Annotated in this window: 15 protein-coding genes; 6 read left to right on the forward strand and 9 right to left on the reverse strand. The window is 65.5% G+C overall.

From position 1 onward, the window contains the following. Nucleotides 1-195 precede the first annotated feature (195 nt). The 4 genes from puuE (at nt 196) to BMI88_RS00120 (ending at nt 4,218) form a co-directional block, all read left to right on the forward strand. Nucleotides 196-1,611: an allantoinase PuuE gene (puuE, locus tag BMI88_RS00105; protein WP_078544981.1), complete on the forward strand. Its 1,416-nt coding sequence runs from the start codon at nt 196-198 to the stop codon at nt 1,609-1,611. Next, entirely contained in the window at nt 1,611-2,444 is an 834-nt protein-coding gene (locus tag BMI88_RS00110; protein ID WP_078540358.1) for a bifunctional allantoicase/(S)-ureidoglycine aminohydrolase, read from the forward strand. Before puuE ends, BMI88_RS00110 begins: the two co-directional genes overlap by 1 nt. Before the next feature lie 80 nt (nt 2,445-2,524). Next, nucleotides 2,525-3,013 (forward strand): ureidoglycolate lyase, encoded by a 489-nt coding sequence (locus tag BMI88_RS00115; protein WP_078544983.1) that lies wholly within the window; start codon nt 2,525-2,527, stop codon nt 3,011-3,013. Between the two features lie 77 nt (nt 3,014-3,090). Further along, nucleotides 3,091-4,218, forward strand: a complete 1,128-nt coding sequence (locus tag BMI88_RS00120) for a zinc-dependent alcohol dehydrogenase family protein (protein WP_078544985.1) — start codon at nt 3,091-3,093, stop codon at nt 4,216-4,218. On the opposite strand, the gene BMI88_RS00125 is transcribed toward BMI88_RS00120, so the two are convergent. Then, entirely contained in the window at nt 4,215-5,105 is an 891-nt protein-coding gene (locus tag BMI88_RS00125; RefSeq protein ID WP_078544986.1) for a LysR substrate-binding domain-containing protein, read from the reverse strand. The genes BMI88_RS00120 and BMI88_RS00125 overlap by 4 nt on opposite strands. A gap of 134 nt (nt 5,106-5,239) precedes the next feature. On the opposite strand from BMI88_RS00125, the gene BMI88_RS00130 reads away from it, so the two are divergent. Continuing rightward, a complete protein-coding gene (locus BMI88_RS00130; RefSeq protein ID WP_078544988.1) occupies nt 5,240-6,460 on the forward strand; it encodes an acyl-CoA dehydrogenase in 1,221 nt (406 codons plus the stop codon). After that, nucleotides 6,460-7,575 (forward strand): CaiB/BaiF CoA-transferase family protein, encoded by a 1,116-nt coding sequence (locus BMI88_RS00135; protein WP_078544990.1) that lies wholly within the window; start codon nt 6,460-6,462, stop codon nt 7,573-7,575. The genes BMI88_RS00130 and BMI88_RS00135 overlap by 1 nt, the downstream gene beginning before the upstream one ends. 94 nt (nt 7,576-7,669) lie before the next feature. Here BMI88_RS00135 and BMI88_RS19660 read toward each other — a convergent pair whose 3' ends face one another. The 8 genes from BMI88_RS19660 to BMI88_RS00170 form a co-directional block, all read right to left on the reverse strand. Continuing rightward, nucleotides 7,670-8,275, reverse strand: coding sequence for a DUF1007 family protein (locus BMI88_RS19660; protein WP_168173910.1), 606 nt, complete (start codon nt 8,273-8,275; stop codon nt 7,670-7,672). Further along, complete coding sequence (locus BMI88_RS19665; RefSeq protein WP_168173911.1) at nt 8,272-9,072, reverse strand: hypothetical protein; 801 nt, start codon at nt 9,070-9,072, stop codon at nt 8,272-8,274. The genes BMI88_RS19660 and BMI88_RS19665 overlap by 4 nt, the downstream gene beginning before the upstream one ends. After that, nucleotides 9,062-9,709, reverse strand: coding sequence for a HupE/UreJ family protein (locus BMI88_RS00145; RefSeq protein WP_078544992.1), 648 nt, complete (start codon nt 9,707-9,709; stop codon nt 9,062-9,064). Before BMI88_RS00145 ends, BMI88_RS19665 begins: the two co-directional genes overlap by 11 nt. Nucleotides 9,710-9,827: 118 nt before the next feature. Then, complete coding sequence (locus BMI88_RS00150; protein ID WP_078544994.1) at nt 9,828-11,735, reverse strand: ferrous iron transporter B; 1,908 nt, start codon at nt 11,733-11,735, stop codon at nt 9,828-9,830. After that, entirely contained in the window at nt 11,732-12,019 is a 288-nt protein-coding gene (locus BMI88_RS00155; protein ID WP_078544996.1) for a FeoA family protein, read from the reverse strand. Before BMI88_RS00155 ends, BMI88_RS00150 begins: the two co-directional genes overlap by 4 nt. 244 nt (nt 12,020-12,263) lie before the next feature. Then, a complete protein-coding gene (locus BMI88_RS00160; RefSeq protein WP_078544998.1) occupies nt 12,264-13,616 on the reverse strand; it encodes an HlyD family type I secretion periplasmic adaptor subunit in 1,353 nt (450 codons plus the stop codon). Then, nucleotides 13,613-15,694, reverse strand: coding sequence for a type I secretion system permease/ATPase (locus BMI88_RS00165; RefSeq protein WP_146673438.1), 2,082 nt, complete (start codon nt 15,692-15,694; stop codon nt 13,613-13,615). Before BMI88_RS00165 ends, BMI88_RS00160 begins: the two co-directional genes overlap by 4 nt. 36 nt (nt 15,695-15,730) lie before the next feature. After that, nucleotides 15,731-18,025, reverse strand: coding sequence for a hypothetical protein (locus BMI88_RS00170; RefSeq protein ID WP_078545000.1), 2,295 nt, complete (start codon nt 18,023-18,025; stop codon nt 15,731-15,733). Between the last annotated feature and the right edge of the window lie 120 nt (nt 18,026-18,145).

Genomic DNA, 18,145 nt, shown 5'->3' on the forward strand with positions numbered 1-18,145 from the left:
GGAGGGCCTCCGGGCAGAGCGGAAAGGGCAGGGTACGCAATGTCTTGATGCCCGAAATCATGCCGAGGGCCCTCAAATCGCGCAACGATTCTGTGCCCCGCCTGCCAAGCCCTCTCCGACACCGAGAGAGGGCTTTCCCTTTCGCGCGTTTTGCTCTTTCTTGTCCCGATCCGCCCCGATGACAGGAGCCACCTAATGACCCGCTACCCCCGCGACCTGCGCGGCTATGGCCGCACGACCCCCGATCCGCATTGGCCGGGCGAGGCGCGCGTGGCGATCTCGATGGTGCTCAATTTCGAAGAGGGCGGCGAGAACAATGTCCTGCATGGTGACGCGGCCTCCGAGGCGTTCCTGTCCGATATCGCAGGCGCCGCGCAATGGCCCGGCCAGCGGCATTGGAACATGGAGTCGATCTACGAATATGGCGCGCGCGCAGGCTTCTGGCGGCTGCACCGGCTGTTCACCGGGCTGAACGTGCCGCTGACGATCTACGGCGTCGCAACCGCGCTGGCCCGCGCCCCCGAGCAGGTCGCCGCGATGAAGGAGGCCGGCTGGGAGATCGCCTCGCACGGCCTCAAATGGGTCGAGCACAAGGATATGGCGGAAGACGAAGAGCGCCGCCAGATCGCCGAAGCCATCCGCCTGCACACCGAGGTCGTCGGAGAGCGTCCGCGCGGCTGGTATACCGGGCGCTGCTCGGCCAACACGGTGCGGCTGACGGCCGAAGAGGGCGGTTTCGACTGGATTTCCGACACCTATGACGACGATCTGCCCTATTGGCTCGAGGTCGGCGCGCGCGACCAGCTCGTGATCCCCTACACGTTGGAAGCCAATGACATGCGCTTCGCCACCGCGCCGGGCTATATCGAGGGCGAGCAGTTTTTCCAGTATCTCAAGGACAGCTTCGACACGCTCTATGCCGAAGGGCTGGACGGCGCGCCGAAGATGTTCTCGGTCGGCCTGCATAACCGCCTGATCGGGCGGCCCGGCAAAGTCGCGGGGTTGAAGCGTTTCCTCGATTACGCGCTCTCGCATGAGGGCGTCTTGTTCGCGACCCGGGGAGAGATCGCCGCGCATTGGGCTGCGACCCATCCCCACTCCCGCCGTGAACGCCCGAGCCAGATGAGCCGGGAGCGTTTCGTCGAAGCCTTCGGCGGCATCTACGAACATTCGCCCTGGATCGCGCAGCGTGCCTTCGATCTGGAACTCGGTCCGGCGCATGATTGCCTCGAGGGCGTGGCCTCGGCGCTGGCCCGCATCTTCCGCTCAGCGTCGGAAGCCGAACGCCTCGGCGTGCTGACCGCGCACCCCGATCTCGCGGGCAAACTCGCCCAGGCCAAGCGCCTCACCGCGGAAAGCACCTCCGAACAGGCGAGCGCCGGGCTAGATGCGCTGACCGATGAAGAACGCGCCACATTCGAAGGGCTCAACACCGCCTATACCGAAAAATTCGGTTTCCCCTTCATCATTGCGGTAAAAGACAATACCAAGGCGTCAATCCTCCACGCCTTCCGCCGCCGGCTTGACCAAGACCGCGAGACGGAATTCCGTGAGGCCTGCAAGCAGGTCGAGCGGATCGCGTGGCATCGCCTGAACGCCATGGACCTTTGATGGAATACACCTATTACGCCCCGACGGGCGGTTTGCCCGATCAGAACCAGCGCGCCCGCGAGCGCGCGCAATTCAACACTTCCTACGCGGTGATCCCGCGCGGGGTGCTGTCCGACATCACCATCTCGCTGCTGCCCGGCTGGCAGAATACCCGCGCCTGGGTGCTCGCCCGTCCGCTCTCCGGCTTTGCCGAGACCTTCGCCGAGCTGGTCGTCGAAGTCGCGCCGGGCGGCGGCTCTGACAATCCCGAACCCGACCCCGAGGGCCAAAGCGTGATCTTCGTGCTCGCCGGTCACATCCGCCTCGTGATCGAGGGCGTCGGCCATGAGCTGGACGCGGGCGGCTACGCCTATCTCGCGCCGGGCGCGCAATGGTCGGTCGCCAATGATCAGGATACGCCCGGCACCTTCGTCTGGGTCCGCAAACGCTACGAGCGCGTGCCCGGCATCGATGCGCCCGAAAGCTTCGTCACCGCCGATCAGGACAAGCCGCCGCTCGAGATGCCCAACACCTCGGGCTACTGGTCGACCTCGCGCTTCGTCGATCCGAACGACCTGCGCCACGACATGCACGTCAATATCGTGACCTTCATGCCGGGCGGCACCATCCCCTTCGCGGAAACCCACGTGATGGAGCACGGCATCTTCGTACTGCAGGGCCGGGGCGTCTACCTCCTCAATCAGGATTGGATCGAGGTGGAAGAGGGCGATTTCATGTGGCTGCGCGCCTTCTGCCCGCAAGCCTGCTACGCCGCGGGCCGCCGCCCGTTCCGCTACCTGCTCTACAAGGACGTGAACCGCCACCCGAAGCTCGGCTCGCCCATCTCGGGCTGATCCCCCTTCGGCTTGGTTGAAATATCCCGGGGGTGAGGGGGCAGCGCCCCCTCTCTTCCGCCAGCCCCCGGAGGCCCGCGATGCAGATCAAAGCCGAACCGCTGACACCCGAGGCTTTTGCCCCGTTCGGCGATGTGCTCGACGCCGCAGGCGACCCCGACAAGATCATCAATGCGGGGCTCTGCGGGCGCTATCACGACCGCGCGCAGCTCGATTTCGGGGCGGAGACGGGTGGCCGCGCGGGGATTTCGATCTTCAAGGCAGAGCCGCGCGCGCTGCCCTATCTCTGCGATCTGCTGGAGCGGCACCCCGAAAGCTCGCAGGCCTTCATTCCGATGAGCGCGGACCCGTTTCTCGTGATCGTCGCCCCCGATGCGGACGGTAAACCCGGCACGCCGCGCGCGTTCCTCACCAATGGCGCGCAGGGGATCAATCTCCATCGCGGCACCTGGCACGGGGTACTGACGCCGCTCGCAGCGCCCGGTCTTTTTGCCGTGGTGGATCGCATCGGCGAGAGCGCGAACCTCGAAGAGCATCCGCTGGACACCCCCTTCACCGTCACCGCCTGACCCTTCGTCAAAGGGGGCATGGACACTTCCGCCGAACTTTCCCAAGCTGCGCCAAATCGTTTTGGGGAGGAGCAAGAATGAAAACGCGGATCGCACTTCTGCGCGAAATGGGCAAAGCGCGCCCTTATTCCGACAGCAAGCCGCTGGAGATCGTCGAGGCCGAGTTGGACGATCCCGGCCCGGGGGAGCTGCTCATCAAGATGTCGGCTGCGGGCCTGTGCCACTCTGACCTGTCCGTCATCAACGGCGACCGTCCGCGCGACATGCCCGTGGCGCTGGGCCACGAGGCGGCAGGCGTGGTCGAGGCGGTCGGCCCGTATGTCACCCGCTTCGCGCCGGGCGATCACGTCGTTCTCGTCTTCGCGCCGTCCTGCGGCCATTGCGTGCCCTGCGCCGAAGGGCGGCCTGCGCTTTGCGAGCCTGCTGCCGTCGCGGCGGGCAAGGGCAGCCTGATCACCGGATCGAAACGCATCTCGGTCGCGGGCGAGGATGTGAACCACCATATCGGCGTCTCGGCCTTCTCGGATTACGCAGTCGTCTCCGAGGCGTCCTGCGTGAAGATCGACAAGTCGATCCCGCTCGACCAAGCCGCGCTGCTGGGCTGCGCGGTGCTGACCGGCGTCGGCGCGGTGCTGAACTCGGGCGGGCTGAAGACCGGGCAAAGCTGCGCGATCATCGGGCTCGGCGGCGTCGGTCTCGCGGGGCTTCTGGGCGCGGTTGCGGCGGGCGCGCGCACAATCGTCGCCGTCGATCTCGCCGCGGATAAACGCGACCTCGCGCTGAAACTGGGTGCGACCCATGCCATCGACCCGACCGAGGAAGGGGCGGTGCAAAAGCTGCGCGAGCTCACCGGCGGCGGCGTCGACCTGGCTGTCGAGCTGGCAGGCGCGGCCCCGGCGCTGCAATTCGCCTACTCCATCACCCGGCGCGGCGGCACCACCGTCACGGCGGGCCTTCCGAACCCGCAGGCGGAATTCAAGATTCCGGCCGTGTCGCTGACCGCGAATGAGCACGCGCTGAAGGGCTCTTACATGGGCTCCTGCGTGCCGGTCCGCGACATCCCGCGCTTCGCGCAGATGATGGTGCAGGGGCAGCTGCCGATCCCCGATCTGATGACCCATCGCCTCAAGCTCGAGGACATCAACGAAGGTTTCGAGCGGCTCGCGGCGGGCGAGGCGATCCGGCAGGTCATCGTCTTCGACTAAGCGCCGATCTCGGCCCGCAACCAATCGCGGAAGGCGCTGACATGCGGCGCCTCCCGCGCGCGCTCGGGCAGGATCAGCGCGTAATTCTCGCCGGTGGCAAACCGGCGCGGCGTCGCCTGCACCAGCCGCCCCGAGGCCAGCGCCCCTTCGGCGATGATCGCGGGCACCAGCCCCAGCCCCATCCCCGCGCTTGCCGCATCGAGGATCATGTCGAAATGATCGAACCGCGCGCCGCGCAGGATGTGCCGCGCATCGCGCCCGCTCTCGCGAAACCAGTCGAGCCAGAGCGTCGGGCGCGTCGATTGCTGCAACAACGGCAAGGCCAGTAGCGCGTCATCTTCCAGCGCCGCACGCCCCGCCATCAGGTTCGGCGCGGCCACGACGATCAACTCCTCCGCCACCAGATTTTCGACCTCCGCCCCTGCCGGTTCATGCCTTGAGCGCATGATCGCCAGATCGAAGGGCTCATGCTCGAACTCCACAGGCAGGAGCCGCGCGCTCAGATCGAGGCTCACCTCCGGCTGCGCAGCCTCGAACCCCGCCAGCCGTGGGATCAACCACGAGCGCGCAAAGCTCGGCAGCACCGCCATGCGCAGCACCGCCCGCGCGCCGCCGAAAGCCATCGCTCCCATCGCGGCGCGGTCGATCTGGCCCAGAATTTCTTCGGCTTGCGTCAAGAAAACCTGACCCGCCGGCGACAGAGACAGCCGCTTGCGCACCCGGTCGAACAGCGCCACGCCCAGCCGCTCTTCCAACGTCCCGAGCGAACGCGACACCGCGGATTGCGTCAGGTTCAGCTCCGCCGCCGCCCGTGTCGTTGTGCCGAAGCGCGCGCAGGCGGCGAAGGCCTGCAGCTCGTTGATCGTCGGGGTATAGCTCTTGCGCATGGTCGCGAGGGTGCTCCACTGTGGTTCGCTGGATCATGCGAAAAACTCATCATCTTCGCAAATTTAATCGTTTGCGCCGCGCGCCCCGATCCCTAGAGTCCGACGCAACGAAAGACAGCCTCCGAGGACCCGCCATGACCGACCGCCCCACGCTCAAAGCCAAGGATGCCCCCGATCTGGGCAAGTTCACCTGGGACGACGCGCTGCGTCTCGAAACCCAGCTGAGCGAAGACGAACGGATGCTGCGCGATGCGGCCCGCGCCTATGCGCAGGACAAGCTGCAGCCGCGCGTGATCGAGGCCTTCGAGAGTGAGACCACCGACCCTTCGATCTTCCGCGAGATGGGCGAGATGGGTCTGCTTGGCGCCACGATCCCCGAGGAATATGGCGGGATCGGCGCGGGCTATGTGTCCTACGGGCTGATCGCGCGCGAGATCGAGCGGGTCGATAGCGGCTACCGCTCGATGATGTCGGTGCAATCCAGCCTCGTGATGTATCCGATCTACGCCTATGGCTCGGAGGAGCAGCGCCAGAAATACCTGCCGAAACTGGCCTCGGGCGAGTGGATCGGCTGTTTCGGCCTGACCGAACCCGATGCGGGCTCGGACCCGGCGGGCATGAAGACCCGCGCCGAGAAGACCGAGGGCGGCTATCGCCTGACCGGCGCGAAAATGTGGATCACCAATTCGCCGATCGCGGATGTCTTCGTCGTCTGGGCGAAGTCCGAGGCGCATGGCGGAAAGATTCGCGGCTTCGTGCTGGAGAAGGGCATGAAGGGGCTGAGCGCGCCAAAGGTCGGGCAGAAGCTGTCGCTCCGCGCCTCGATCACCGGCGAGATCGTCATGGACGGCGTCGAGGTCGGCGAAGATGCGCTGCTGCCGCATGTCGAAGGTCTGAAAGGCCCGTTCGGCTGCCTCAACCGTGCGCGCTACGGCATCGCCTGGGGCGTGATGGGCTCGGCCGAGTTCTGCTGGCACGCCGCGCGCCAATACGGGCTCGACCGCAAGCAGTTCAAAAAGCCGCTGGCGCAGACGCAGCTGTTCCAGAAGAAGCTCGCCGATATGCAGACCGAGATCACGCTGGGCCTGCAGGCGGCGCTGCAAGTCGGTCGTCTGATGGACGAAGCCGATGCCGCGCCCGAGATGATCTCGCTTATCAAGCGCAACAATTGCGGCAAGGCGCTGGATATCGCGCGGATGTCCCGCGACATGCATGGCGGCAACGGGATTTCGGGCGAGTTTCAGGTGATCCGCCACATGGTCAACCTCGAGACGGTGAACACCTACGAGGGCACCCATGACGTCCACGCGCTGATCCTGGGGCGTGCGCAAACGGGCCTGCAGGCTTTCTTCTGATGGCCCCGCTGGAAGGTGTGAAAGTCGTCGAGCTGGCGCGCATTCTGGCCGGTCCCTGGGCCGGTCAGGTGCTCGCTGACCTCGGCGCCGAGGTCATCAAGGTCGAGGCGCCCGAGGGCGACGATACCCGCCGCTGGGGTCCGCCCTTCATCGCGCGCGAAGGCGACGGGCCGGAGGGGCGCTCGGCGGCCTATTTCCACGCCACCAATCGCGGGAAGATTTCGGTCGTGGCCGATTTTCGCACCGAGGAAGGCCAGAAGATCGTGCGCGATCTGGTCAAGGACGCCGATGTGGTGATCGAGAACTTCAAGCTCGGCGGGCTCAAGAAATACGGGCTCGATTACGAGAGCCTCTCGGCGATCAACCCGCGTCTCGTCTATTGCTCGATCACCGGCTTCGGGCAGGACGGACCCTATGCCAGCCGCGCGGGTTATGACTTCCTGATCCAGGGCATGGCGGGCTGGATGGACCTGACCGGCGACCCGCAAGGCCAGCCGCAGAAGGTGGGCGTCGCCTTCGCCGACATCTTCACCGGGCTTTACGCGGTGATCGGCATTCAGGCGGCGTTGGCCGCGCGAGCGCGCACCGGGCGCGGGCAACTGGTCGATATGGCGCTTCTGGATTGCGCGGTGGGCGTGCTCGCCAATCAGGGGATGAACTTCCTCGCGACCGGCAATGCGCCGCAGCGTCTGGGCAATGCGCATCCCAACATCGCGCCCTACGAGGTCGTCAGCGCCAAGGATGGCGACCTGATCCTCGCGGTCGGAAATGACGGGCAGTTCCAGCGGCTTTGCGAAGTGCTGGGCCTCGATCTTGCGACCAACCCGGACTTCGCCACCAATGAGGCCCGCGTGGCCAATCGCGCGGCAATGCGTGAGACGCTTCTGCCTACGCTCGCGCAATGGCCGCGTGCCGAGCTGCTCGCCGCGCTCGAAAAGGCGACGGTCCCCGCGGGGCCGATCAACTCCGTCGATCAGGTCTTCGCCGACCCTCAGGTTGAGGCCCGTGGCATGCGCGTCGAAGCCGAGGGCATCCCAGGTATCCGCACGCCGATCCGCTTTTCGGACACGCCGCTTGCCGATCCGAAACCTGCCCCGAAGCTAAAGGCTGACTAGCCTCTTCCTCGTGGTGGAAATATCCCGGGGGGCGCGTCAGCGCGGGGGCAGCGCCCCCTTCCGACTTACGTTTTGCACGCGGCGGGTGCGGGCGTCATCCGTTACAAGCTAGCGTCAGCGCGATCGGGATATTGTCCGGTCCGCCATGCACATCCGGTTGATTGACCGACACGTTCGGCACGCAGGTCGCGCCGTCGGCCAAGCCCCGGATTACCACCGGGTTGGATTTCACCGGCACCAGTCCGGTCAGGTTCTCGGGGTCATACATCTCGATGCGCAGATCGTTCGGGTTCTCGGCCTGGGGCAGGGCGAGCGCGAAGGCCATCGTGACGGCCCCATCCTTCACCGTCGCCTGAAAACCGTAGATTTGCGGGTCGGGCAGTTGCTCGGCCCCTTTCCAGAAGCGGGTGTAGAAGAACGAGCCTTCCGAATTCTGCTTCGCCGCGTCTTGCAGCGGCGCAAGCTCGTCTCCGGTGAAAGCCCCGTCGCCATTCTTGTCGAAGGTCTGGATCAGCCAGTCGGAAACGGTCGGATCGAAAGTCCAGCTTTCGCCGATATGGGTGACCTTGCCGCTCTCCATGCCGACGAGCAGGCGGATCAGGATTTCGTCTTCCGGGTGCGCTGCGGACAATCCCGGCGCGAGCCCGATCAGGGCGGCGAGGGCGAAAGCGGCATGGCGGAGTGCGGCGCGGCGGATCATGGCTGAAAATCCGGTTTCTTGCTGCCGGGCGGGGCGGCGGGCGGTGGCGCGCCGAAGCTGGGGAAAGCATCGGCCTCGGGCACGGCGGCATCTGCGGCGGGCGCGTTCTCGGAGGCCGCGGTCGAGGGATCGGCATTCTTCGGCTTCAGCTTGCCGCCCATCAGCGCGACCCCGCCATAGAGTAGCCCGATTGCGACCAGCCAGCTGCCGACGATCCGGCCCGCGATCTCGAACCAGCGCGCATGCCAGCTGCGCAGTACCAGATAGACCGCACCGATCAGCCAGACGCCCAGCCCAACCCCAGCCAGGAAGACCCACGGTTTGCCGCCATAGCTCGGATCGGACAGCTTCACCGAGAGCGCATACATCCCCCCCAGAACAAAGCCCGCAGGCACGATCAGCGCGGGCCGCGACCACCGCCCCAGCGCGAGCGTCGCGCCAATGGCGATGGCCGAGATCGGCATGGTCAGGAAGTGATGCGTGATCGCGCCGGGGAGTTGTTGCAACGCGGCCATAAGCTCGATGCGGAAGGTGAAGCCGAGCGCGATCCCGATGGCCCAAAGGAGCGCCGCAATCAGCGCCGCGCGCCGCCCGACCAAGGCCAGCGCGATCCCGAAGCCAAACAGAGGGAACAGCCGCTCGATCGCGACCGCGTCGCGTATCAGCCATGCGCCGGTCTCGCCGCGGTCCGCAGGCGGGATCACCGCCAGCACGATCAGGGCGGTCAGCCCGGCCAGCACCCAGAGGTGACGCAGCCAGCCGAGACCGGAACGGTTATGCGATACGTCAATGGCCAAAGAGGCTTAGCCCACCTTGCAGGAACCCAAGCTGAGATTGCAGGTAACCCAGCGCCAGCGCAAGGAAGCCGAGCCCGACCACCGCGATGATCGCACCCAGCCCGCGCGAGAGTTGCCCGCCCCGGATCGGCTCGAGGATGAGGCCCACGCCGACGCCGATCACGTGGATCATCCCGGTCGCCAGCACGAAGCCGATCGCGAAATCGGCCGGGTCGGCGGCCAGCGGCAGTTCCGCCCCATGCGCATAGCCGTGATAGAGCGCGAAGACCGAGATGATCGCCAGCGCGACCCATTCGTAGGGTTTCCACCCGGCGGCGATGGCGAGGCCGAGCACCACGATCGACAGCGCGATCCCGATCTCGATCCCGGGCAGTGGCAGGCCGAGAATGCCGATCACGCCGCCCACGACCATGATCAGCGGAAAGGTCACCGGCAATTGCCAGACCTGCCGCCCGCCCATCTGCGCGCCCCAGAGGCCCACGGCGAACATCGCGAGGAAATGGTCATAGCCCGAGAGCGGATGCTCGAACCCCGCGGTGAACCCGCCCGACCCGGTCGCGGTGATATGGGCGGCGGCCACCTGCGGCAGCATCAGGGCGACGAGGCCCGCGAGGGCGGCAAGGCGGCGATGGATCATGCGATGGTTCTCTGTCCCGTGATTGTTGGGCGGCATCTTCCGGATCGGGACGCGAAACTCAAGGCGGCAAATGGCTCACCGTGTCTCACCATCGATTGAAGGGGCCGGGCGCGCGCGCTCAGCCCGCGCCGAGCAGCGCGGAAATCTGATAGGTCGCGAAGGCCGCGAGATAGGCCAGCGCGAACATGTAGACCACGGCGACCCACATCCATTTCGCCGAGCCAGCCTCGCGCCGGATCACCGCCAGCGTGGAGATGCATTGCGGCGCGAAGATATACCATGCGAGCAGCGCCAGCGCGGTGCCGAGGCTCCATTGATCGGAGAGCGTGTGGATCAGCCCGTTCTCGCCGCCTACCGCGTAGACCGTCGCGAGCCCGGCTACGGCGACTTCGCGCGCGGCCATGCCCGGCACCAGCGCCACCGCGATATGCCAGTCGAAGCCCAGCGGATGCAGGATCGGGGCGACGAAATGGCCGATGATCGCGGCGAAGGAGTAGTTGATTGCGGGCTCCGTCGCGCCTTCTGGGGCCATCGGGAAGGTCGACAGGAACCAGATCACGACCATCGCCCAGAAGATCACCGTGCCCGCGCGGCGCAGGAAGACCCGCGCACGCTGGTAAAGCCCTAGCGCGATATTGCGCAGGATCGGCGTTTTGTAGTCGGGCAGGTCGAGCATCAGCGGGGCCGACCGCTCTTCGCGTGCGAAAAGGTAGCGCGCGACGAAAGCCACCGCGAGGACCGAGAAGACGCCCGCCGCATAAAGGCCGAACATCACCAGTCCTTGCAGGCTCAGCCCGCCGAGGACTTTCGTGTTTGGGATGAAGGCCGCGATGATCAGCGTATAGACGGGAATGCGCGCCGAGCAGGTCATCAGGGGCGCCACGAGGATCGTCGTCAGCCGGTCGCGTTTGTTGTCGATCACCCGCGCCGCCATGATGCCGGGGATCGCGCAGGCGAAGCTCGATAGAAGCGGGATGAAGGCGCGCCCGTTCAGCCCGGCGCGGCCCATGATCCGGTCCATCAGGAAGGCCGCTCGCGCCATGAAGCCGAAATCTTCCAGCAGCAGGATGAAGAGGAAGGTGAACAGGATCTGCGGCAGGAAAATGATGACCGAGCCGATGCCCGCGATCAGCCCGTCCGAGATGAAGCTTTGCACCAGACCTTCGGGCATCACCTGTGCGACGAGCGCCCCCAGCGAGCTGAAGGCCCAGTCGATGGCATCCATGAACGGCGCGGCCCAGGAGAAGACTGCCTGAAACATCACGAATAGGATCGCGAGCAGGATGATCGGCCCGGCGATCGGGTGCAGCACGACGCGGTCGATCTTGGCGGAGACCGTGTCCGGCTCTGGCGGCTGGATCACATGGGTCTTCACCAGCCGTTCCGCCTCGCGCATCGACACCCGCATGTCATGGGTGCTCGGTACGGCCCAGCTTGACGGTTGCGGTGCGTCGAGACCGGCTTCCAGCATCGGGTCCACTGCGGACCACAGCTCGTCCAGTCCGCCACGGCGCACGGCGGTGGCCGGGATCACCGGGATGCCCAGCTCCTCGCTCAGCGCCACATGGTCGATCTGCAAGCCGCGATGGCGCGCGATATCGATCATGTTGAGGATCATCACGATCGGCAGGCCGATCTTCTTCAGTTCCGAGACCAGACGCAGCGCGCCGCGCAGATTGGTCGCATCGCCCACCGCGAGGATCATATCGGGGACACGCTCGCCCGGGCGCTGGCCCAGCAGCACGTCGCGGGTCACTTCCTCATCGGGGGAGCGGGCGCGCAAGGAATGCGTGCCCGGCAGGTCGATCAGTGCGAATTTGCGGCCCGCAGGCGTGGTGGCCACGCCGACTTTGCGTTCCACGGTCACGCCGGAATAATTGCCGACCTTCTGGGTCGCGCCGGTCATAGCGTTGAACAGCGCCGTCTTGCCGCAATTCGGCGCACCGACGAGCGCGGCCTCGATCGGCTGGGCGTCGGGGTCGGTCTGGGCTGCTTTGGGCTGGTTTATGGCAGGTGCCGACGTCATTCCGCGAGGATGGCCATCGCCTCGGCACGCCGCAGAGCGACGGTGGTGTCGTTCACGCGCACCGCAATCGGATCGCGCCCGAACGGACCTTCGTGAAGGATGTGGACCGAAGCGCCCTCGATGAAGCCAAGCTCCAGCAGGCGCAGTTCCAACTCGTCCGCGTCATAGCCGCCATTCCCGGCGAGCGGGCAGACCGATACCAGAGTGCCCCGGAACCCACGACGGCACTGGCCAAGCGGCAGCGCGCATTTGCAGGTTTCGTTCTCGATAGGGCTGGCCTTCATGAGGGCACCTCCGTGATGGGTCGCGAGTTGGTCTTCGCTTCCTACAGATTGGAGATAGTCTGGAAATTGATCTCTGACAAATGAAGTCTGGTATTTTCCCGCCTTCGTGATCGATTATTTTAGTCAGGAATTTAGAAGCGCTCTAAATTGTGCGGTAAGTATCTGGAATCGTTGGGGCGTATGAGAAAGGCGCCGCCCCCTCCGGAGCGACGCCTTCAGGCCGGTTTTCCGCCGGATCGACCCCTCAATGCTCGCGGAAAGCGCGGTTCATCGAATCCACCACCGGTTTCGCGATGTATTGGGCGAAGGTTCGCGACGCGGTCTGGATCATCACTTCGACCGGCATCCCGGGCATCGGCGCGAAGCCCGGCACGCGGCGCAACTCCGAGGCGGGCAGGCGGATGCGGGCGATATAGACCTCGCGCGGATGCTCGCCCGAGCGTTCCACGATCGCGTCGGCGGAGATGTAATAGACCTCTCCGATCAGGATGGGCGTCGTACGCTGGTTGAGCGCCGACAGCCGCACCGAGGCCTCCTGTCCGACCTTGATCGCGTCGATATCGGTGCGTGCGATCATCGTCTCGATGATCAGCGGGGCTTCCGAGGGCAGAATCTCGGCGATCACCTTGCCCGCCTCGATCACGCCGCCCGCGCCGGAATAGTTCAGCCGCACCACGGTGCCCGAGACGGGGCTGTCGATCACGACGCGCTTCAGGATGGAGGTGGCCTTGCGCTCTTGTTCGCGCACGGAATCCAGCTCCGCCTGCACGGTCTCCAACTCGTCGAGCGCGGCCTGCTTGTGGGTTTCGATCGTCTGCGTGGTCTGCGCCTGATATTTCGCGCGCATCTCCTCGCTCTCGCCGATCTCCGCCTTGAGGCGTCCGATCTGCCCCTCCGCATCGGCCAGAGCGCGCAGCAGGGCGTTCAGTTCGGTCCGCCGGATCAGGCCACTCTCGTAGAGTTTCGCCTTGCTCTCGTGGTCCTGCGCCAACAGGTCGCGCTGGGCCTCGGTGGCGATCAACTGCGCGCGATAGCCTTCGGCGCGGCTTTCCATGGCGGCGATGTTGCGGGCCAGAAGGTCCAGCTCGCTCTGTACTTTTGCCCGTGTCACCTCGAAGGCGAGGCGCTGCGAGTCCATCATCGCGGCGATCTCCGCATCGCGCCGGGCCTCCTGAAGCCAATCCGGGAAGACCAATTCGCGCCAGCCGTCATATTCGGCCTGAATCCGGGCCTCCATCGAGGTCAGTCGCGCGCGGCGCAGAAACAGCGCGCGTTCATTGGCCAGAGCCGAGGTTTCGTCGAGGCGCAGGAGCGGTTGTCCTGCGGTGACGAAATCGCCCTCGGAGACGTTGATCTCCTTGATGATCCCGCCTTCGAGGTGCTGGATCATCTTGTTGCGGCCCGTGGCCACGAACGAGCCCGGCGCCATGACGGCGGCGGCGAGCGGTGCGCTGAACGCCCAGACGCCGAAGCCCCCGAAGGCCATCGCGAAGATCGTCAGGCCGATGATGACGAGCGCCTTTATGTTGCGCGGAACCTCGGTCGACCAGTCGCGGGTCTCGGCAGATTGGATCGGGTTGGTCAGAAGGAGTGTCATGCCGGCGCTCCTTGCATGGGTGCGTTGGCGGCGGTGGTGGCGGGTTGGGCCGCTGCGCGCTGTTGCTGGACCTGTTGAGTCTTGGCCTGCTTGCGCCGCTCCAGTTCCGCCAGCATCTGATCGCGCCAGCCGAACATCGCTATATTGCCGTCATTGAGCAGCATGATCTTGTCGACCGCGCTGAGCAGCGAGGGTTTCTGCGTGACCACGACCACCGTGATCCCGTTCGCCTTCGCATGGCCGAGCGCGCGCACGAGGGCCGCATCGCCTTGGGTGTCGAGGTTCGAATTCGGCTCGTCCAGCACCACGAATTTCGGATCGCCGAAGAAGGCGCGGGCCAGACCGATCCGCTGTTTCTGCCCGCCCGAGAGCGGCGAGCCGTCGGAGGCCACGACCGTCTCATAGCCCTGCGGCAGCGAGGCGATCATCTCATGCACATCGGCGAGCGCGGCGGCGCGGTGGATCGCGGCGTCGCTCGCATCCTCGCGCATCCGGGCGATGTTCTGCTTGATCGTGCCCGGGAAGAGCTGCACGTCCTGCGGCAGATAGCCGATGCATTCCCCGAATTGCCGCGGGTCCCAGTTGCGGATGTCCATCAGATCCAGCCGCACAGCCCCCGAGGTCGGCAGAACCGATCCCACCAGCATCTTGCCGAGCGTCGTCTTGCCCGCGCCCGAATTGCCGATGATCGCCAGTTGATCGCCCGGCGCGAGCGAGAAGGTCAGCGCGTTCAGCACGACATGTTTGGTGCCCTGCGGGACATAAAGGAGACGCTCGATATCGAGCCGCCCCTCGACCTTGGGCAGGCGCAGTTTGTCGTTGCGGGTCTTGGCCGAGGCCAGAAGCTGGCCGACCCGATCGTAGGCGCCGCGTGCCAGCAGGAACGAGTTCCAGCCCTCGATCGCCCCTTCGATCGGCGCGAGCGCACGGCCCGCGACGATAGACGCGGCGATCACCATGCCGCCGGTGATCTGCCCGTCGAGCGCGAGATAGGCGCCCCAGCCGAGCATCCCGATCTGGGTGAACAGGCGGAACATCCGCGAGGCGGAGGCGGTGAAGACGTTGCGGTCCTGCGCCTCGGTCTGTGCGCGCAGCGAGGCGGCGGTATCGCGGCCCCAGATCGACACGGCCTCGGGGATCATCGCCATCGCGTTGATGATCTGGCTGTTGCGCGACATCGACTCGAGGTGAAGGTTCGCCTTGGTCTGCGCGATATTGGCGCGGCGGAAGCCCTCCGAGGTGATCTTCTGGTTGATCCAGGCGAAGACCATCAGGATCAGCGCGGTGATGACCACGATCGTGCCGAGATGCGGGTGGATCAGGAAGACTGCGAGCACGAAGATCGGTGTGAAGGGCACGTCCAGAAAGGACAGAAGCGTGCCGGACACGAGGAAGCTCCGCAGCGCGTTGAGATCGCCCAGAACCTGATATTCGCGCCCGTTGGAATGCAGCGAGGCTTGCGCCGCTGCCGACAGAACCGGCGCGCCCAGACGGGCAGCCACGTCCACCGCCGAGCGCATCAGCACCAGCCGGCGCACCGCGTCGAGCAGCGTCTGAACCACGATCGCCCCGACGATCACGATGGTCAGCATCACGAGAGTATCGGTCGAGCGCGAGGTGAAGACCCGGTCGGAAATCTGGAACAGATAGATCGGCACCGCGAGGATCAGAATATTCGTGGCGCAGGTCATCAGAGCAACGAAGGCAATGTTCGCGCGCAGGCGCTTCTTCATGTCATGCAGCGTGCGGGTGAAATCCACCGGACCGAGGCGCTTGTGAAAGGTTGGAGTGGAGGGTGGCGCCGGTGGGGAGCCGGAGGCATTTTGCGCGGGGACACGACCCGCCTCCTTTTGGGTGTCAGCACCACCCTCCGTCCGGGCGGCAACTGTTTCGACAGTCCCCTCCGCGCCGGTCTCTTCGGCTTGCGTCTCCGCTTCGGGACTGTCGCCCGCAGTGGCTTCCGCCTGCCGTTTGTCTGTCGGATCGACCTCTGGCCGGTCCTCGTTCTGAGCCATCGCGTCATGACCATCTTGGCGGTGCGCCTGCCCCCCGGCGGCGTCGTCAGTCCTGTCTTTCATCGAAGTTCCCCTAGTATGTGTAGTTCCGCGCCCCCGTCAGGCCAGAACCGTGTGCAATGCATCTAGCGACCCGCTTCCCCCGTGGGAGCCCGGATGCACCTGGAATTCCTCATCGTCGTAATTCGGCGTGTTCTCGATCATCCCGTCCGCGAGGAAGGCGACCGCCTCCGAGGCGAGCGCCCCTTCGCTGGAACTCGTCGGACCCAGAGGATCACCGCTGCCGTCATCCATCATGCCCGCCTGCCAGATCACCGCGTCGGAATAGACGCCATCGGCGGCCATGATCGTGCTGTCGACACCCGCGACGGTCAGCGACGCGACATTGCCAAGCGTGTTGCCGCCAGCCTCGACGCCGAACTCGCCCGGCCCGTCGATCGAAATCAGGTCGGCGTCATCGAGTATGTTGATCTGGGTGAAGTTGTCCCGGATGACGAGGTCGCCCTCGATATAGAGCACCCGCAGCGCCATCTGGCCGCCGAGAAGCTCATCGCCCAGAAGCCCTTCGACCGCGTCGAAGGCCGCGCCCGGAGGCATCGAACCGTCTTCGCCCGCGTTCGGACCGAGGCCGCCGTAAATCTTGGCAAGCTGGTCGAGGACGCTCTGATATTGCGCGTCCATCTCCATGTACTGGTCGATGCCCACCTTGGTCAGATGCGCCTCGTTCCACAGAAGGTTATCCTCGCTCGACACATGGCCCGCGCCGCCATGCCCGACGCCGCCTGATCCGCTCATCACCAGATCGTCGTCGAGCAGCACGTTGATCTGCTCGAGCTGCGCGATCTCGTACATGTTGCCGCCGATCATGATCAGATCGAACTGCGAACCGATTTCCAGCAGCAGCTGAAGATTGACGGTCGAGTTGTCGCCCATCACGATCTCGGCGGAATAGGAGCCGAATTCGAAGCTCACCAGATCCCCGTCGGAGACCGCGTTCACCTGCGTCGTATGGTTATCGATGATCAGGTCGCCGCGAATTGCCGTCATTGCGATCAGGCTGCTGCCAGCCGGTATGACGAGATTGAGGAAGTTCGCGGGATTGGCCTCTTGGGTGTAGACTGCGACGTTGTGAGCCTGCGAGGCGAGCGGGTCATAGCCCCCCGCGTTTCCGAGGCCGTTGCCGCCAGCGCTGTTTCCGGTGCCGTGATGGCCCAGTCCGAGCTTCATATCCACGTCGCGCAGCACGTTGACCTGCGAGATCACCGAGAGCGAAGTCATAGAGCCGCCCACTGCGATGACCGGCGCATCGAGCCAGTCATGCACCGCCTGCGACTGGTTCAGCAGAAGGTTGTTGCCGGTGCTCAGGCTCTGCACGATTTCCAGCGCCAAGCCAGCCGGATCAACGGGCATGTCGGGGCTTTGGACCAGCCCGGCCGCACCGTCTTCGCCGCCGATCCCGTCGATCTCGACCTCGACCACACCTTCGCCAAACGGTGCGTCCTCGTCCTCAGACGGATCGCGCGCTTCCAGCCGCAGCGTCAGCGTCTCGGGCATCTCGTCCATGAGCTGCCCGTCGAACACCACTTGGCCGGAGAAGGCGGGCGGAAGGGGGGAGGAGGCCTCCGCTTCACCGCCCTCGAGGCTTTCGTTTTCCAGCTCGGTCATGGTTTCAGGATCGGAAGCGCCCGCTCCTGCTTCGTCTTCCACATCGGTGTCGGTGGGCGCGGCGAAGATCGTCTCGCTGCGGAACATCGCAGCCGTTGCGCCGCCGGGCACGGCCTCGGGATCGAGCGCGTCGATCTGGGCCATCAGCGTCTCTGTCTGCGCTTCGATGGTCGTGCCCACAGGCGCGGTGCTCACCGTCAGCGCATCGGCATAATCGGCCAGCGCCATCAGCTTCGACGCGGAGGCTTCAGGGCCGTATTCGTCCATCAGCTCCGCCGGCATCATGAAGGGCTTGTCGTAGAGCACGTCATGATCGTTCAGCGTGTTGATCTGCGAGGTGATGTGGAGCACCGACGAGGGCGGGGCCATTCCGAGGAACACCTGAAACGGCACCGGAACTGGCGGAAAATCATAGGGCGGGATCGCGAACTGGCCGGGCGGTAACCCGGGCGGTGCGAGGTCGCGCAACTGGTAATCGTCGACGAAGGGCAGCCAGGGCGCGCCGGGCGGCGGCGCCAGTGGCAGTCTCAGCTGCAGCGCCGGATCGAAATCTCCGAGCAGGTAATTCGAGTCGACGTTGACAGTAACGGAGAGCAGAACCCCCGGTGCAGGCGTGGAGGCCTGCAGCGCGCGGAAGGCGTCGTATTCCTGTCGGGCGACATAGGTCTCGGTCGTCTGATTGAAGGCACCGATGAAATGGGCGATGATTTCGGTCTGCCGGTCAAGCATCTTACTTCCCCCCTTCATGACGCTGGAGACCCGCGCTTGGATGCGGGTCGTCAGACTGTCGGTTCATCGCATCGGGCGGGCGAATGTCGCCGAGGTCAGGTCCGGGCGTGATGCGATGTG

It is taken from the genome of Thioclava sp. F36-6 (assembly GCF_002020305.1).
In the GTDB taxonomy this organism is placed as follows: Bacteria; Pseudomonadota; Alphaproteobacteria; order Rhodobacterales; family Rhodobacteraceae; genus Thioclava; species Thioclava sediminum.

What these genes read in the sequence shown, in the direction of transcription:
- BMI88_RS00125 (WP_078544986.1), bottom strand. Translation starts at nt 5,105, where the DNA reads ATGCGCAAGAGCTATACCCCGACGATCAACGAGCTGCAGGCCTTCGCC.
- BMI88_RS00145 (WP_078544992.1), bottom strand. Translation starts at nt 9,709, where the DNA reads ATGATCCATCGCCGCCTTGCCGCCCTCGCGGGCCTCGTCGCCCTGATG.
- BMI88_RS19660 (WP_168173910.1), bottom strand. Translation starts at nt 8,275, where the DNA reads ATGATCCGCCGCGCCGCACTCCGCCATGCCGCTTTCGCCCTCGCCGCC.
- BMI88_RS00155 (WP_078544996.1), bottom strand. Translation starts at nt 12,019, where the DNA reads ATGAAGGCCAGCCCTATCGAGAACGAAACCTGCAAATGCGCGCTGCCG.
- BMI88_RS00150 (WP_078544994.1), bottom strand. Translation starts at nt 11,735, where the DNA reads ATGACGTCGGCACCTGCCATAAACCAGCCCAAAGCAGCCCAGACCGAC.
- BMI88_RS00170 (WP_078545000.1), bottom strand. Translation starts at nt 18,025, where the DNA reads ATGCTTGACCGGCAGACCGAAATCATCGCCCATTTCATCGGTGCCTTC.
- BMI88_RS00160 (WP_078544998.1), bottom strand. Translation starts at nt 13,616, where the DNA reads ATGACACTCCTTCTGACCAACCCGATCCAATCTGCCGAGACCCGCGAC.
- BMI88_RS00165 (WP_146673438.1), bottom strand. Translation starts at nt 15,694, where the DNA reads ATGAAAGACAGGACTGACGACGCCGCCGGGGGGCAGGCGCACCGCCAA.
- BMI88_RS00120 (WP_078544985.1), top strand. Translation starts at nt 3,091, where the DNA reads ATGAAAACGCGGATCGCACTTCTGCGCGAAATGGGCAAAGCGCGCCCT.
- puuE (WP_078544981.1), top strand. Translation starts at nt 196, where the DNA reads ATGACCCGCTACCCCCGCGACCTGCGCGGCTATGGCCGCACGACCCCC.
- BMI88_RS00110 (WP_078540358.1), top strand. Translation starts at nt 1,611, where the DNA reads ATGGAATACACCTATTACGCCCCGACGGGCGGTTTGCCCGATCAGAAC.
- BMI88_RS00135 (WP_078544990.1), top strand. Translation starts at nt 6,460, where the DNA reads ATGGCCCCGCTGGAAGGTGTGAAAGTCGTCGAGCTGGCGCGCATTCTG.
- BMI88_RS00115 (WP_078544983.1), top strand. Translation starts at nt 2,525, where the DNA reads ATGCAGATCAAAGCCGAACCGCTGACACCCGAGGCTTTTGCCCCGTTC.
- BMI88_RS00130 (WP_078544988.1), top strand. Translation starts at nt 5,240, where the DNA reads ATGACCGACCGCCCCACGCTCAAAGCCAAGGATGCCCCCGATCTGGGC.